The following is a 16,256-nucleotide window of genomic DNA, read 5'->3' as shown; positions in this document are numbered from 1 at the left end:
CCGCGAGGGCCCGCCCGTGCCAGCACCGGCGTGACCCCTTCGGGTGGCCGACGCGCGCGCCGCCCGGGGCTGTGGCCACGGCACTGGTAGCCGTAGCCCATGCCGCTCACACCACCCCGGAATCCGTCTCCACGCGCGCGGTGGCTGCGCTCCGCCGTCCTGGTCGCCGCATCGGCCGGACTCGTCGCCGCCGCCCTCCCCGCGCCCGCGCCGCTCGGCATCGGGGACCCCCTCTTCCCTCACCTCGGCAACCCCGGCTACGACGTCCTCTCGTACGACATCGGCCTCACCTACCCGGGCAGCAACAGCCGGCCGCTCGCCGGCGTGACCCGCATCGAAGCCCTGGCCACCGCCGACCTGGAGCGGATCAACCTGGACTTCACCCACGGAACGGTCTCCTCCGTCACCGTCGACGGAGAACCGGCGGCCTTCGAGACCAGCGGCGAGGACCTGGTGATCACGCCCGACCGGGCGGCCGAGAGCGGCGACGCCCTGACCATCGCCGTCACCCACACCAGCGACCCCAGCGGCCCCGCCGACGCCGGCGGCTGGGTCCGCACCGGTGACGGACTCGCCATGGCCAACCAGGCCGACGCCGCCCACCGCGTCTTCCCCTCGAACGACCACCCCGCCGACAAGGCGTACTTCACGTTCCGCGTCACCGCGCCCAGCGCGCTGACGGCCGTCGCCAACGGCCTCCCGGTCGGCCGGACCACCGACGGGACCACCACCACCTGGACCTACCGCACGGCCCACCCGATGGCCACCGAACTCGCCCAGGTCTCCATCGGCCGCACCACCGTCGTCCACCGCACCGGGCCGCACGGCCTCCCCCTGCGGGACGTGGTGCGCACCGCCGACCGCGAGCTCCTGGAGCCCTGGCTCAAGCGCACCCCCGGACACGTCGAGTGGATGGAGCGCCAGGTCGGCCCGTACCCCTTCGAGACGTACGGCCTGCTGATCGCCGACGCGGAGACCGGCTTCGAGCTGGAGACGCAGACCCTCTCTCTCTTCGAGAGAAGACTGTTCACCGAACCCGGCTTCCCCGAGTGGTACGTCGACTCGATCATGGTCCACGAGCTCGCCCACCACTGGTTCGGCAACAGCGTCTCGCCCCGCACCTGGTCCGACCTGTGGCTCAACGAGGGACACGCGAGCTGGTACGAGGCCCTGTACGCGGAGGAGACCGCCGGACAGTCCCTGGAGCGGCGCATGAAGGCCGCCTACGGCGCCTCCGACACGTGGCGCGCGAGCGGCGGGCCGCCCGCCGCCCCGGAGCCGCCCACGCCCGGCCAGAAGATCAGCCTCTTCCGCCCCGTCGTGTACGACGGCAGCGCCCTGGTCCTCTACGCGCTGCGCGAGGAGATCGGCACGGAGGCCTTCCAGAAGCTGGAGCGCCGCTGGGTGGACGAACACCGGGACGCCTCCGCCACCACCGCCGACTTCACCGCCCTGGCCGCCGAGGTCGCGGGGCGTGACCTCACGTCCTTCTTCGCCGGCTGGCTGTACGCCGACAAGACCCCGCCGATGCCCGGACACCCCGACTGGCGCTCCCGGCCGGCGGACGGCGTGCGCGGCCCCGCGAAGGCCCGGTGAAACCGGGATGACGAGCGCGCGCCGACCGTGTCACCATCATCGGGTCGACGACGCGGTCGGCCCGGGAATCTTTCCCCGCCGTCACACGTTGTGATCGACGCAACCACTTTCCATCGACGTAAGGATCCAATGACCTCCTCTTCATCCCCTTCCCAGGACGAGCAGAGCTTCGCGGACGCGCGCCGCACCGAGAGCCTTCGGGCCGATGCCCTGATGGAAGAGGACGTCGCCTGGAGCCACGAGATCGACGGAGAGCGGGACGGCGACCAGTTCGACCGCTCCGAGCGCGCGGCCCTGCGGCGCGTGGCGGGCCTCTCCACCGAACTCGAGGACGTCACCGAGGTCGAGTACCGGCAGCTGCGCCTCGAGCGCGTCGTGCTCGTCGGAGTATGGACCTCGGGGACCGTTCAGGACGCGGAGAACTCCCTCGCGGAGCTCGCGGCCCTCGCCGAGACGGCGGGCGCCCTCGTGCTCGACGGCGTGATCCAGCGCCGTGACAAGCCGGACCCGGCCACCTTCATCGGCTCGGGCAAGGCACGCGAGCTGCGGGACATCGTGCTCGAGACCGGTGCCGACACCGTCGTCTGCGACGGCGAACTCAGCCCCGGCCAGCTCATCGCCCTCGAAGACGTCGTCAAGGTGAAGGTGGTCGACCGGACCGCCCTGATCCTCGACATCTTCGCCCAGCACGCCAAGTCCCGAGAGGGCAAGGCGCAGGTCGCGCTCGCGCAGATGCAGTACATGCTGCCGCGGCTGCGAGGCTGGGGTCAGTCGCTCTCCCGCCAGATGGGCGGCGGCAGCGGTGGCGGCATGGCCACCCGTGGTCCCGGTGAGACCAAGATCGAGACCGACCGGCGTCGGATCCGCGAGAAGATGGCGAAGATGCGCCGGGAGATCGCGGAGATGAAGACCGGCCGTGACGTCAAGCGGCAGGAGCGGCGCCGTCACAAGATCCCGTCGGTCGCCATCGCCGGTTACACCAACGCAGGCAAGTCCTCGCTGCTCAACCGGCTGACCGGCGCGGGTGTGCTGGTGGAGAACGCCCTGTTCGCCACCCTCGACCCGACCGTCCGCCGGGCCGAGACGCCCGGCGGCCGGGTCTACACCCTGGCCGACACCGTCGGGTTCGTACGGCACCTGCCGCACCACCTCGTCGAGGCGTTCCGCTCCACCATGGAGGAGGTCGGCGACTCCGACCTCATCCTGCACGTGGTGGACGGCGCGCACCCGGCTCCGGAGGAGCAGCTCGCCGCCGTGCGCGAGGTGTTCCGCGACGTCGGCGCGGTGAACGTGCCGGAGATCGTCGTCATCAACAAGGTGGACGCGGCCGACCCGCTGGTCCTCCAGCGGCTTATGCGCGCCGAGCGGCACGCGATCGCGGTCTCCGCCCGCACGGGCGAGGGCATCGACGAGCTGCTGGCGCTGATCGACGCCGAGCTGCCGCGCCCTCAGGTCGAGATCGAGGCACTCGTGCCGTACACGGAAGGCGGCCTCGTCTCCCGGGTGCACGTCGAGGGTGAGCTGCTCTCCGAGGAGCACACCCCGGAAGGCACGCTGCTGAAGGCGCGGGTGCACGAAGACCTCGCCGCGTTCCTCGCGCCGTTCGTCCCGGCCGCGCACTGACACCGGGTCGGCCGCGAGCCGACCGTCGCAGCGCGACGGGAAGGCCCCGCCCCTCATCGAGGAGCGGGGCCTTCCGCTTGTCATCCGCGGCCGGTCACATCCGTGGCCGCGACCGTACGTCGATCAGCGGGCGAACTTCTTGCTCACCATCTCGTGCGCGTCCTTGGCACCCTTGCCCAGCTGCGGTCCCGCCAGCCAGCCGTTGCCGCCGGCCGGGCCGATCGAGGTGTTCGACACCAGGGCCGGCTTGCCGTTCGGCATGGTCCGGATCCAGCCGCCGCCCGAGGAGCCACCGGTCATGGTGCAGCCGATGCGGTACATCGTGGGCGTCGCGGGCGCGGTGGTCAGCCGGGTCGGCCGGTCGACGCACTTGTGCATGATCAGGCCGTTGTACGGCGCCGCCGCCGGGTAGCCCCAGGCGCCCATGTAGCCGGCCTGGGCGTGCGCCGGAGCCGAGAAGTCGATCGGCAGCGCGACACCGACGGTCTCCTCCAGGGACTTCCTGCCCTGCTGCGGCTTCACGTGCAGCACCGCGTAGTCGTACGGCCAGGCCGCGTTCGTACCGCCGCGGTTGATCCACTCGCCCGAGGTCACGGCCCAGTCCGCCCAGTACTGACCGTACGGCGCGACCTCGTGCGGCTGCGCGTTGCGCAGCGCGGCCGGCGACTTGCCGAGGTCGTTGTAGGCCGGGACGAACGTGATGTTGCGGTACCAGCCGCCTCGCTGACCGGCGTGGACGCAGTGACCCGCGGTCCACACCATGTTGGACTTCCCGGGCCGGCGCGGGTCCTTCACGATCGTGCCGGAGCAGACCATGCTGCCCTGCGGCCCGTCGAAGAAGATCTTGCCCACGGGCGCCGCGTTGCGGTGGTACGGGGTCTTCTCGCGCTGCGCCTGGACGGGCCGCGGCACGGGGTCGGTGCCCCCGGAACCCGCCGTCGTCGTCATCGACTGGTCCGGGCTCTTCGCGGACTGCATCCGCTCGGTGTCCCAGAGCCCGTCGATGACGGGGTTGACGAAGTCCTCGGCCTCACGGAGCCAGGTGTCCTTGTTCCAGTTCTTCCACTCGCCGCTCTTCCACTTCTCGACGTCGACGCCGTGCTTCTTCAGCTTGTCGGCGATGTCCGAGGGGATCGCGGGGTCCGCGCCGCCTCCCGTGGCGGAGGCGGAGGCGCTCGACCCCCCGGCGGGCTTGTCGGCCGCGGGCGTCTCGGTCGGGCCACAGGCGGTGGCGATCAGCGCGAGCGCAGAGACCAGGCCCAGGGCGGCTGGAAGCATTCGTATGGAGCGCATGTGTAGGGATCCCCCTGATGGAAATTCCGGGCCCGCGCGCGGGAGATCCGCGCGCGGTCGTCCGGTGATGTCGTGGGACGGGGCGGGACCCCGCGGGATCCCGCCCCGAAAAAGCCGTGCCCTAGCGGCCGGCGAACTTCTTGCTGACGGCGTCGTAGATGCCCTTGGCCTCGGCGCCCAGGCGCGGTCCGGCCAGCCAGCCGGCCGTGACCGGTCCGATCGAGGTGTTGGACACCAGCGCCGGCTTGCCGTCCTGGCCCGTGGCCACCCAGCCGCCACCGGACGAACCACCGGTCATCGTGCAACCGATGCGGTACATCGTCGGCTGCTCCGCCTTGATCGACAGACGGCCCGGCCTGTCCGCGCACTGGTACATCTTCTGGCCGTCGAACGGCGCGCCCGCCGGGTAACCGGTCGCCTTCATGTCCGCGATCTTCGAGACCGCCGGAGCGTTGAAGTCCACCGGAAGAGCCGAACCGACCGTCTCCTCGAGCGACTTGCCGGTGGAGCCCTTCTCCGGCGTCACATGGATCACCGCGAAGTCGTACGGAGCACCCTGACCGCCGGTCGACGCGCCCTCCGAGATCCACTGCTCGGAGGTCTGCGCCCAGTCGCCCCACCAGACGCCGTAGGGAGCGACCTGCTCGCGCGTCGCGTTCTGCAACTGCGCGGTCGGCAGGGCCTTGTCGTTGTACGAGGGCACGAAGGCGATGTTGCGGTACCAGCCGCCCTTCTTGCCCGCGTGCACGCAGTGACCGGCCGTCCAGACCATGTTGGACTTGCCGGGGTTGGCCGGGTCCTGCACGACGGTGGCCGAGCAGACCATCGAACCCTCGGGCCCGTCGAAGAACACCTTGCCCGCCTCGGGGGCGTTGGAGTGGTACGGCGCCTGCACGCCCTTCGCCCGGACCGGCGAGGGGGTCGGGTCCGTGACGCCCTTGTCACCCGAGATGTCCTCCTCCTCGACCGGCTTGTCCGGGCGCTGGGCGTCCCGCATCCGGTCCGGGTCCCAGAGGTCCTCGATGATCGGGTTGACGTAGTCCTTCGCCTCACGCAGCCACTTGTCGCGGTCCCAGTTCTTCCACTCGCCGTTCCTCCACTTGTCCAGATCGATCCCGTGCTCCTTGAGCCGGTCCTTCAGGTCGTCCGGAATCGTGATCTTGTCGCCGGTGGACGGGCTGGTGGGCGCGGCGGGCTTGTCTCCCGCGTTCTCCTCGCTCGGGCCGCAGGCCGTCGCCGTCAGCGTCAGCGCCGCGACGGCTGCCGCCGCGGCCAGCAGCGGACGAATCGATCGCATCTCGTGATCCCCCTGGGACTACGTCAACTTGTGCATGAGTGAACTGTGATGGCGCCCAACAGGGCGCCGAAGTGCGGCCCCCACTATGCCGGTGCCGGAGGGGACGGTACGCGCCAGGTCCACGGTTCCGCCCCTCGTGGAGCCGTTGCCGGGTCGTGATCCCCACCACGTCAAGGATCTTGGGATTCTCCCGTGATCCTTGGCGCGTCCCGTCGTTGGTACGTACGGGGGACACCGAGGCAGCGTTCAAGACCACCGTTCGCGGTGTGCAGCAACGTACCGATGTGCAACGCAACTGTTACCGCGGGAGGACACCGAGCCGTGGCCGTGACCGAACCAGCTCCGGCCGTACCGTCGGCCGCGCACGCGTACCAGGGGGAGCGGAGAGCAGGCGAAGGAGCCGCTCACGAAGGCATCCTGCGCCGCCAGTCGTTGCGCGAGTCCGCCGCGCGCACCTACGCGCGCTCGCTGCCGATCGTCCCCGTCCGGGCCCGGGGCCTGACCATCGAGGGCGCGGACGGGCGGCGCTATCTGGACTGCCTCTCCGGTGCGGGGACCCTGGCGCTCGGGCACAACCACCCGGTGGTCCTCGAGGCCATCAGGAAGGTGCTCGACTCCGGCGCGCCTCTCCACGTCCTCGACCTCGCGACGCCGGTCAAGGACGCCTTCACCACCGAGCTGTTCGCCACGCTGCCCGCCGGACTCGCCGAGAACGCGCGCATCCAGTTCTGCGGACCGGCCGGGACGGACGCGGTGGAGGCCGCGCTGAAGCTCGTCCGCACGGCCACCGGTCGCAGCGGGCTGCTCAGCTTCACCGGCGCCTACCACGGCATGACGGCCGGCGCCCTGAACGCCTCCGGTGGCGCGACGGACGTACGGGTCACCCGGCTGCCCTACCCGCAGAACTACCGCTGCCCCTTCGGCGTCGGCGGCCCGCGCGGGGCCGAACTGGCCGCGCGCTGGACGGAGAACCTCCTCGACGACCCCAAGAGCGGGGTGACGACACCCGCGGCGATGATCCTCGAACCGGTGCAGGGGGAGGGCGGTGTCATCCCCGCCCCCGACGACTGGATGCGTCGCATGCGGGAGCTGACCGCGGCGCGGTCCATCCCGCTCATCGCCGACGAGGTCCAGACGGGCGTCGGCCGCACCGGCACCTTCTGGGCCGTCGAACACAGCGGCGTCGTCCCCGACGTCATGGTCCTCTCGAAGGCCATCGGCGGCTCCCTCCCGCTGGCCGTCGTCGTGTACCGCGCCGAGCTCGACGCCTGGGAGCCCGGCGCCCACGCCGGCACCTTCCGGGGCAACCAGCTCGCCATGGCCGCCGGAGCCGCCACCCTCGCCTACGTACGGGAAAACCGGCTCGCCGACCGCGCCGCGACCCTCGGCGCCCGCATGCTCGCCCGCCTGCAAGGTCTGGCCGCCGCCCACCCCTGCATCGGCGACGTGCGCGGCCGGGGGCTCATGATCGGCGTCGAACTGGTGGATCCGGCCGCCGAGAGCGCCGACTCCGCCGTCCCGCCGGTCGACCAGGCACTCGCCGCCGCCGTCCAGCAGGAGTGCCTGGACCGGGGGCTCATCGTCGAACTCGGCGGCCGCCACTCGGGCGTCGTGAGGCTCCTGCCCCCGCTGACCCTCACCGACGAGCAGGCCGAAGCCGTCCTCGACCGCTTCGCCGACGCCCTCGCCGCCGCCGAACGCACCCACCGCCCGTCCGCTCAGGACGTGCGGCTCGGGAACACCCCCGGACCGGCCTGACCGTCTCCCTCATCCCGGCCCGCCATCGGCCCGCCCCCGGACCCCCTCCCAAGGAAGCCCCCGTGAACGCCAGCCCCGCCTCCGAAGCGTCCGACACCGGCAGCGCCGCGCACGGCCCGCTCACCGTCGAGCAGGCCACCGTCCCGCGCCAGCACTCCGGCCCGTACGACACCCAGCCCACGCCCGCGCGAACGGTCCCGAACGCCACCGCCGCCACCCGGCCGGACCACCTCGACGACCCGGATCCGCAGCGCGCCGCCGACGCGGCGACCATCGAGAACCTGCTCCGATGCTGGGTACGCGAGAAGAACCTGCCCGCGCCCGGCTCGGCGACCCTGCGCATCCCCCTCGAAGCCAGCGGTACCGCCCTCCTGGTCCCCGTCCTCTACTGGTCGCCCACGGGATGGCACCGCTTCGGCCCCCCGGCCCTCGAAGGCCTCCACCCCACAGCCCCGAAGGCCGACGCGGTCACCGTCGCCGCCCTGATCAGCCGCGAGACCGGCCGCCCCGAAGGCACCGAACTCGTCGGCCGTGTCGCCGACTCGGCCCGCCGCACCGCCGACTTCATCGCCGAACGCCGCAGCCGGCCCACCCCGGGCCCGGACGCCGACCTGTTCCTCACCGCCGAGCAGTCGCTGCTCCTCGGCCACCCGCTCCACCCGACCCCCAAGAGCCGCGAGGGACTCTCCGACGCCGAGGCCCGGCTCTACTCGCCCGAGCTGCACGGCTCCTTCCCGCTCCACTGGATGGCTGTCGCCCCCTCGGTCCTCGCCGCGGACTCGGCCTGGACGGAACAGGGCCGCCCGGTCAGCGCCGCCCAGCTCGCCCTCGGACTCGCCGAAGGACTCGAACTCCCCTCGGGGACCGTCCCTTTGCCGCTGCACCCCTGGCAGGCCCGCGAACTGGCCCACCGCCCCGCCGTCGCCTCCCTCTTCGACGCCGGCCTCCTCCACGACCTCGGTCCCGCCGGCGCCTCCTGGCACCCCACGTCCTCCGTCCGCACCGTCCACCGGCCCGGCGCCCGCACGATGCTCAAACTCTCCCTCGGAGTCCGCATCACCAACTCCCGCCGTGAGAACCTCCGCAAGGAACTCCACCGCGGGGTCGAGGTCCACCGGCTTCTGCGGACGGGCCTGGTCGACCAGTGGCAGGCCGCTCACCCCGGCTTCGACATCGTCCGCGACCCCGCCTGGCTCGCCGTCGACACCCCGGACGGAGCGCCCGTCCCCGGTCTCGACGTGATGATCCGGCACAACCCCTTCGCCACCGGCGACGACGCCGTCTGCATCGCCGCCCTCACCGCCCCCCGCCCGTGGCCCGGCACCACGCGGATGCGCTCCCGGCTCACCGACATCGTCACCCGCCTCGCCGCCCGCACGGGCCGCCCGACGACCGCCGTCGCCGCCGAGTGGTTCCTGCGCTACCTCGACCAGGTCGTCCGCCCCGTCCTCTGGCTCGACGGCGTGGCCGGCGTCGCTCTGGAGGCCCACCAGCAGAACACCCTGGTGCTCCTCGACCCGGACGGCTGGCCCATCGGCGGCCGCTACCGCGACAATCAGGGCTACTACTTCCGGGAGTCCCGCCGCGAGGAGCTGGAGGGCCGCCTCCCCGGCATCGGAGCCACCAGCGACACGTTCGTCTCCGACCAGGTCACCGACGAACGCTTCGCCTACTACCTCGGCATCAACAACGTCCTCGGACTCATCGGCGCCTTCGGTGCTCAGCGCCTCGCCGACGAACGCGTCCTGCTCGCCGGGTTCCGCCAGTTCCTCACCTCCTCCATCAGCCTCGGGTCACCGCTGCCGCACCGGCTCCTGGAAGCCGCCACCCTGCGCTGCAAGGCCAACCTCCTGACCCGGCTGCACGGCCTCGACGAACTCGTCGGTCCCGTCGACACCCAGTCCGTCTACGTCACCATCACCAACCCCCTCCGTTCCTGAGGCTCCCGTAGCTCACCCCCGACCACGCGGCCGGGGGACCGCCATCCGACCGAACCGCCGAGAGGAGAGCCCCACCGTGCCTCCCACCGATGCGCGCCCCGCCGCCGACCCGGGCGGCGACGACACCCTGGACCTGCACCTCTCGGACGAACTCGTCGCACTCATTTCCGCCGGGGATCACCCGGCGCCCCCGGACGGTGACCTCCTCGACGCGGTCGCCTCCTGGGGCCCCGCCACGACCCCGGTCGGCTCGTTCCGCCTCGTACCCGTCCGCCTCGAACGCGACCTGAGCCTCATCGCCCGCTGGATGAACGATCCGGCCGTCGCCGCCTTCTGGGAGCTCGCCGGCCCCGAGACCGTCACGGCCACCCACATCCGCGCCCAACTCGACGGCGACGGACGCAGCGTGCCCTGTCTCGGCGTCCTCGACTCCACGCCCATGAGCTACTTCGAGATCTACCGGGCCGACCTCGACCCGATCGCCCGGCACTATCCCGCTCGCCCGCACGACACCGGCATCCACCTTCTCCTCGGTGGTGTCGCCGACCGAGGGCGAGGTCTCGGCAGTGCACTGCTCCGTGCCGTCGCCGATCTCGCGCTCGACCACCGTCCCCGGTGCACCCGCGTCATCGCCGAACCCGATCTGCGCAACACCCCCTCCGTCTCGGCCTTCCTGACCGCCGGCTTCCGCCTCTCCGCGGAAGTCGACCTCCCCGACAAGCGAGCCGCCCTCATGGTCCGCGACCGCGCCCTTCGTCACGTCCTGTGAACGCCTCCCTGCCTTACTTACACCGCTCGACCCACAGCGGTTCCCACCCCGAGGAGTCCTCGTGCCGATGCCCCCTGCCACCCATGACTCCGTACTGCTCGCACCGCCCGAGCTGACCTCCGAGGCCTGGCAGCGAGCCGCCGCCCGTCTCCTCACCAAGACGATCGCCGAGTTCGCGTACGAAGAGATCATCGAGCCGGTCCCGGTGGCCGAGACCACGACAGCCGAAGCCACGACGGCCGAGACCACGACGGCGGGCACCGTCTCGGCCGACAGTGCCTCCGTCGGCACCGGGCAGGCCGAGACCCCCGACGGCCCCGGCCCCCACGGAGGTGCCAGCCCCTACCTCCTGCGCCTCGACGACGGCTCGGCCCTGACCTTCACGGCCGTCCGGGGCGCCTACGGAAGCTGGCGCCTCACCCCCGACTCCGTCCTGCTCGACGGACGGCCCCTGACCGACCCCCTCGACTTCCTGGTCCGCGCACGCCGCCTCCTGAACCTCGACGGCGCCACCCTCGGCCATCTGATCCGCGAGCTCACCACCACCCTCGCCGCCGACGCCCGCCTCGACCGGACGGCGCTCACGGCCGACCGGCTCGCGGACCTCGGATACGCCGAGCTGGAAGGCCACCAGACCGGTCACCCCTGGCTCGTCCTCAACAAGGGCCGGATCGGGTTCTCCGCCACCGACGCCGCCCACTGGGCCCCAGAAGCCCGCCGCCCCGCGCGCCTGCCCTGGATCGCCGTCAGCACCGACCTCGCGTCCTATCGCGGGGTCCCCGGCCTCGACACCCCCGACCGGCTCTACGGCCGCGAACTCGACCCCGACGTCCGCGAGACCTACCGCACCACGCTGCGCGCCCGAGGCCTCGACCCCGACCGGTACCTCCTCCTGCCGGTCCACCCCTGGCAGTGGGACGAGATCATCCTGCCCCTCTATGCCCCCGCCGTCGCGGCCGGCGCGATCGTCCCCCTGCCCGCCGACGGAGACCTGCGCCTGCCACAGCAGTCCATCCGTACGTTCCTCAACACGAGCAGGCCCGACCGGCACACCGTGAAGCTGCCGCTCTCCGTGCTCAACACCCTGGTGTGGCGCGGGCTCCCCACGGAGCGGACCCTCGCCGCCCCCGCCGTCACCGCCTGGGTCCACGGGCTCCGCGACGCCGATCCCTTCCTCCGCGACGAGTGCGGGGTGATCCTCCTCGGCGAGGTCGCCTCGGTCACCGTCGAGCATCCCCTCTACGACCGGCTCCCCGAGGTCCCGTACCAGTACAAGGAGCTCCTCGGCACGATCTGGCGCGAACCTCTCAGGCTGCCGCCCGGCGAACGCGCCCGGACCCTCGCCGCCCTGCTGCACACGGACCCGAACGGCCGCGCCTTCGTCGCCGAACTCGTCGAGCGCTCCGGCCTCGCCCCCACGGCCTGGCTGCAACGGCTCTTCGCCGCGCTGCTCCCGCCGCTGCTGCACTTCCTCTACCAGTACGGGACCGTCTTCTCCCCGCACGGTGAGAACGCCGTCGTCGTCTTCGACGACCACGACGTCCCCGTGCGCCTGGCGATCAAGGACTTCGTCGACGACGTCAACATCAGCGCCCACCCGCTGCCCGAGCACGACCCCATGCCCGAGGACGTCCGGGCCGTGCTGCTCACCGAGGACCCCGACTTCCTCACGCAATTCATCCATTCAGGGCTGTTCGTCGGCGTCTTCCGCTACCTGGCGCCGCTCTGCGAGGAGCAACTCGCCGTACCGGAGGCCGATTTCTGGGCTCTCGTCCGGGCCGAGATCCTGCGACACCAGGCGCGCTTCCCGGAACTGAAGGAACGGTTCGAACTCTTCGACCTTCTCGTGCCCCGGATCGAGCGGCTCTGTCTCAACCGGAACCGCCTGCATCTGGACGGCTACCGCGACCGCCCCCAGCGGCCGCACGCCGCTGTCCACGGAACGGTGCCGAATCCGCTCGCGTGATCCGACTGTCAGTGCCGCGCCGTAGGGTGGACGCGCTATGACGAAGCCATCCCTCCCCGATCTCCTGCACGCCGCCGTCTCCGCCGTCGGCGGCGTGGAGCGGCCCGGCCAGGTCACCATGGCCGAAGCCGTCGCCGAGGCCATCGACGAAAGCTCCCACCTGCTGGTCCAGGCCGGCACCGGCACCGGAAAGTCCCTCGGCTACCTGGTGCCGGCGCTGGCGCACGGTGAGCGCGTGGTGGTCGCCACGGCCACGCTGGCGCTCCAGCGCCAGCTGGTCGAGCGCGATCTTCCGCGCACGGTCGATGCCCTGCACCCGCAGCTGCGCCGTCGTCCGGAGTTCGCGATGCTCAAGGGGCGATCGAACTACCTCTGCCTGCACCGCCTCCACGAGGGCGTGCCCCAGGACGAGGAGGAGGGCCTCTTCGATCCCTTCGAGGCGGCAGCCCCCACCAGCAAGCTGGGCCAGGACCTGATGCGGCTCCGCGACTGGTCGGACGAGACGGAGACGGGTGACCGGGACGATCTGACCCCCGGTGTCTCGGACCGTGCCTGGGCCCAGGTGTCGGTCTCCTCCCGTGAGTGTCTGGGCGCGTCCAAGTGCGCGTACGGCGCCGAGTGCTTCGCCGAGGCCGCGCGGGAGCGGGCGAAGCTGGCGGAGGTCGTCGTCACCAACCACGCCCTGCTCGCCATCGATGCGATCGAGGGCGCTCCGGTGCTGCCGCAGCACGAGGTGCTGATCGTGGACGAGGCCCATGAGCTGGTCTCCCGGGTCACCGGTGTCGCCACCGGCGAGCTCACGCCCGGCCAGGTCAACCGCGCGGTCCGCCGGGCGGCCAAGCTCGTCGACGAGAAGGTCGCCGACCAGCTCCAGACCGCCGCCGAGGGTTTCGAGCGGCTGATGGAGCTGGCCCTGCCCGGCCGGCTTGAGGAGATCCCCGAGGACCTCGGATACGCGCTGATGGCGCTGCGGGACGCAGCGCGCACAGTGATCTCGGCGCTCGGCACCACCCGGGACAAGTCCGTCCAGGACGAGGACGCCGTGCGCAAGCAGGCCCTCGCCTCCGTGGAGAGCGTCCACGCCGTCGCCGAGCGCATCACCCTGGGCTCCGAATGGGACGTCGTCTGGTACGAACGCCACGACCGTTTCGGCGCCTCTCTCAGGGTCGCCCCGCTCTCCGTGTCCGGGCTGCTGCGGGAAAAGCTCTTCGCCGACCGTTCCGTGGTCCTCACTTCGGCCACCCTGAAGCTGGGCGGTGACTTCAACGGAGTCGGGGCCTCCCTCGGGCTGGCTCCCGAAGGCACCAAGGGCGACGACATCCCGGAGTGGAAGGGCATCGACGTCGGCTCGCCGTTCGACTACCCCAAGCAGGGAATCCTCTACGTCGCCAAGCACCTGGCCCGCCCCGCGCGCGACGGCGACCGGACGGACATGCTCGACGAGCTGACCGAGCTGATGCAGGCGGCGGGAGGCCGGACGCTCGGCCTGTTCTCGTCGATGCGGGCGGCCCAGCTCGCCGCTGAGGAGCTGCGTACCCGGATCCCGGAGTTCCCGATCCTCCTCCAGGGCGAGGACACCCTCGGCGAGCTGATCAAGAACTTCTCCGCCGATCCGCAGACGTGTCTCTTCGGCACGCTGTCCCTCTGGCAGGGAGTGGATGTCCCGGGGGCCAGCTGCCAGCTGGTCGTGATGGACAAGATCCCCTTCCCGCGCCCCGACGACCCGCTGATGAGCGCCCGCCAGAAGGCGGTGGAGGACGCGGGTGGCAACGGCTTCATGGCCGTGGCCGCCACCCACGCGGCCCTGCTGATGGCGCAGGGCGCCGGACGCCTCGTACGGGCCACCGGCGACCGCGGCGTGGTCGCCGTGCTCGATCCCAGGCTCGCGACGGCCCGGTACGGCAGCTATCTGAAGGCTTCGCTGCCCGACTTCTGGTACACGACGGACCGCAACCAGGTGAGGAAGTCGCTGTCCGCGATCGACGCGGCGTCGAAGGCCGCAGGCGTCTGAGGGCAGAGGGCCAGAACGCGGACCGGGTCCCGCCGTGTTGCACGGCAGGACCCGGGAGAGGACGGAGCAGGGCCCCGGGACCGGCGCAGTGGGTCCCGGGGCCCGGTCAGAGCCGGCCAGGTGGTGTCACACCCGCCGCAGAACCGCCACGACCTTGCCGAGGATGGTGGCCTCGTCACCAGGGATCGGCTGGTACGCCGCGTTGTGCGGCAGCAGCCAGACGTGGCCGTCCTCGCGCTTGAAGCGCTTGACCGTGGCTTCGCCGTCGAGCATGGCGGCGACGATGTCCCCGTTCTCCGCGACCGGCTGGCGGCGGACGGTGACCCAGTCACCGTCGCAGATCGCGGCCTCGATCATCGAGTCGCCGACCACCTTGAGGACGAAGAGTTCGCCGTCACCCACCAGCTGCCGGGGGAGCGGGAAGACGTCCTCGACCGACTCCTCGGCGAGGATCGGGCCACCCGCGGCGATCCGGCCGACGAGCGGCACGTACGACGCGGCGGGCTTGCCGGAGGTGTCCGTCGGCTGGGTGCTCGGCTGGTCGGACCCACGCACCTCGTACGCCCGGGGGCGGTGCGGGTCTCGGCGCAGGAAGCCCTTGCGCTCCAGCGCCATCAGCTGGTGCGCCACGGAGGAGGTACTGGAGAGGCCCACCGCCTGACCGATCTCCCGCATCGACGGCGGGTAGCCGCGCCGCTGGACCGAGTCCCGGATGACCTCGATCACCCTGCGCTGCCGGTCGGTGAGGCCGGAGCTGTCGGCCCTGATGCCTGGAGGTCGTCCGGGCAGCGAGCGCGCGGGTCGGCCCGGCTCCCCGTCCCCGTTCATGGCTGCGTCATTCATGGCATGCACCGCCTCGAGTCGGCCCTGGGAGCGGTCCTGGGCAGTGATGGTGGCACTGTCTGCGGTGGTGGTCACGTCGGCGGCCCCTCTCGAATGGTCTCCCTCGCTGGCACAACGGTAGTGGCTTTCGAAAGGTTGCGCCAAACACACGTTCGAGTGAAAAAACGCAGATTGCCTTACGTGTGTGCGTGGCTGGGTGTATATGCGGGTCCGGGCGCCGGTGGCAATTCGGTCATTACGGTACCGTTCCGTGCCGGGCCGGACGCGGGTGGGGGTGCCGTTCCAGTTTCGCATCCGGCGGGCCCGAATCGGCGGCGCCGCGCGCTTCCCGTAGCCTCATGGCCGGTCGGGCGTCCGTCTGCGCGCGACACGCGCGAAGTGCCGGAAACGCGCCCAACACCAGATCTAGTGGTTGGATTGCATCAGCCACCCAGAAGTAGTGGTCCCCCGTCTGTCGTGGGTGCCCGCATCGCCTATGCTGGTGGTCGCTTCGAGGGCCTTGACGGGCCTGGCGAGGCCATTCAGTCGTGCCATGAGGGAGGGTCGGAACACCATGCACTGCCCCTTCTGTAGGCACCCCGACAGCCGCGTCGTCGACAGTCGCACCACCGACGACGGGACGTCGATCCGCCGCCGCCGCCAGTGCCCCGACTGCTCCCGTCGTTTCACGACGGTCGAGACGTGCTCGCTCATGGTGGTGAAGCGTTCCGGCGTGACCGAACCCTTCAGTCGCACCAAGGTCATCTCCGGCGTGCGCAAGGCGTGCCAGGGGCGGCCCGTGACCGAGGACGCCCTCGCCAAGCTCGGCCAGCGGGTCGAGGAGGCGGTGCGCGCGACCGGGAGCGCCGAGCTGACCACCCATGACGTGGGTCTGGCCATCCTCGGCCCGCTGCAGGAGCTCGACCTCGTCGCGTACCTGCGCTTCGCATCCGTCTACCGGGCCTTCGAGAGCCTCGACGACTTCGAGGCCGCCGTCGCGGAACTCCGCGAGCGACGGCCATCCGCAGAGGAAGGCGAGAGCGGAGTGGCCCCCGCGGTCCCCGTTCCCGCCACCGCCGCCGACTGACCGGCCGGCCGGGCCGAGAGCCCGGTAGTGGCCGGCCGCGTCGCGGCCGAAAAGACGTGTCACGAGCGTTCCGAGCGGCGCTCGCGGCAGCAGA

11 protein-coding genes are annotated in these 16,256 nt (G+C 71.6%); 8 read left to right on the top strand and 3 right to left on the bottom strand.

Annotated elements, in window-relative coordinates:
* The first annotated feature begins 99 nt into the window (after positions 1–99).
* Both ACF09C_RS35610 and hflX read left to right on the top strand, forming a co-directional pair.
* Positions 100–1,596: a M1 family metallopeptidase gene (locus tag ACF09C_RS35610; protein WP_392097580.1), complete on the top strand. Its 1,497-nt coding sequence runs from the start codon at positions 100–102 to the stop codon at positions 1,594–1,596.
* Between the two features lie 129 nt (positions 1,597–1,725).
* Positions 1,726–3,219: a GTPase HflX gene (gene hflX, locus ACF09C_RS35605; RefSeq protein WP_392097579.1), complete on the top strand. Its 1,494-nt coding sequence runs from the start codon at positions 1,726–1,728 to the stop codon at positions 3,217–3,219.
* 123 nt (positions 3,220–3,342) lie between these two features.
* On the opposite strand, the gene ACF09C_RS35600 is transcribed toward hflX, so the two are convergent.
* Positions 3,343–4,512, bottom strand: coding sequence for a trypsin-like serine peptidase (locus ACF09C_RS35600; protein WP_392097577.1), 1,170 nt, complete (start codon positions 4,510–4,512; stop codon positions 3,343–3,345).
* 121 nt (positions 4,513–4,633) lie between these two features.
* Entirely contained in the window at positions 4,634–5,809 is a 1,176-nt protein-coding gene (locus ACF09C_RS35595; RefSeq protein ID WP_392097576.1) for a trypsin-like serine peptidase, read from the bottom strand.
* A 321-nt stretch (positions 5,810–6,130) separates the two neighbouring features.
* On the opposite strand from ACF09C_RS35595, the gene ACF09C_RS35590 reads away from it, so the two are divergent.
* The 5 genes from ACF09C_RS35590 (at position 6,131) to ACF09C_RS35570 (ending at position 14,253) form a co-directional block, all read left to right on the top strand.
* Positions 6,131–7,567, top strand: a complete 1,437-nt coding sequence (locus ACF09C_RS35590) for a diaminobutyrate--2-oxoglutarate transaminase family protein (RefSeq protein WP_392097574.1) — start codon at positions 6,131–6,133, stop codon at positions 7,565–7,567.
* A gap of 62 nt (positions 7,568–7,629) precedes the next feature.
* Positions 7,630–9,507 (top strand): IucA/IucC family protein, encoded by a 1,878-nt coding sequence (locus tag ACF09C_RS35585; RefSeq protein WP_392097572.1) that lies wholly within the window; start codon positions 7,630–7,632, stop codon positions 9,505–9,507.
* Between the two features lie 76 nt (positions 9,508–9,583).
* The gene (locus ACF09C_RS35580) at positions 9,584–10,276 is read left to right on the top strand and encodes a GNAT family N-acetyltransferase (RefSeq protein ID WP_392097570.1); all 693 of its coding nucleotides are present in this window, start codon (positions 9,584–9,586) and stop codon (positions 10,274–10,276) included.
* A 67-nt stretch (positions 10,277–10,343) separates the two neighbouring features.
* The gene (locus ACF09C_RS35575; protein WP_392097671.1) at positions 10,344–12,242 is read left to right on the top strand and encodes an IucA/IucC family protein; all 1,899 of its coding nucleotides are present in this window, start codon (positions 10,344–10,346) and stop codon (positions 12,240–12,242) included.
* Positions 12,243–12,279: 37 nt separating this feature from the next.
* On the top strand, positions 12,280–14,253 hold the full coding sequence (locus tag ACF09C_RS35570; RefSeq protein WP_392097568.1) for an ATP-dependent DNA helicase: 1,974 nt from the start codon (positions 12,280–12,282) through the stop codon (positions 14,251–14,253).
* Positions 14,254–14,379: 126 nt separating this feature from the next.
* Here the strand turns inward: ACF09C_RS35570 and lexA are convergent, their stop codons facing one another.
* On the bottom strand, positions 14,380–15,171 hold the full coding sequence (gene lexA, locus ACF09C_RS35565; protein WP_362422152.1) for a transcriptional repressor LexA: 792 nt from the start codon (positions 15,169–15,171) through the stop codon (positions 14,380–14,382).
* Between the two features lie 478 nt (positions 15,172–15,649).
* On the opposite strand from lexA, the gene nrdR reads away from it, so the two are divergent.
* Positions 15,650–16,162, top strand: a complete 513-nt coding sequence (nrdR, locus tag ACF09C_RS35560) for a transcriptional regulator NrdR (protein WP_392097669.1) — start codon at positions 15,650–15,652, stop codon at positions 16,160–16,162.
* Positions 16,163–16,256: the final 94 nt, after the last annotated feature.

Source organism: Streptomyces sp. NPDC014870, from assembly GCF_043081505.1.
Lineage (GTDB): Bacteria > Actinomycetota > Actinomycetes > Streptomycetales > Streptomycetaceae > Streptomyces.
The sequence above is the reverse complement of the archived record's forward strand: the minus strand, read 5'-3'. Positions and strand labels throughout refer to the sequence as shown.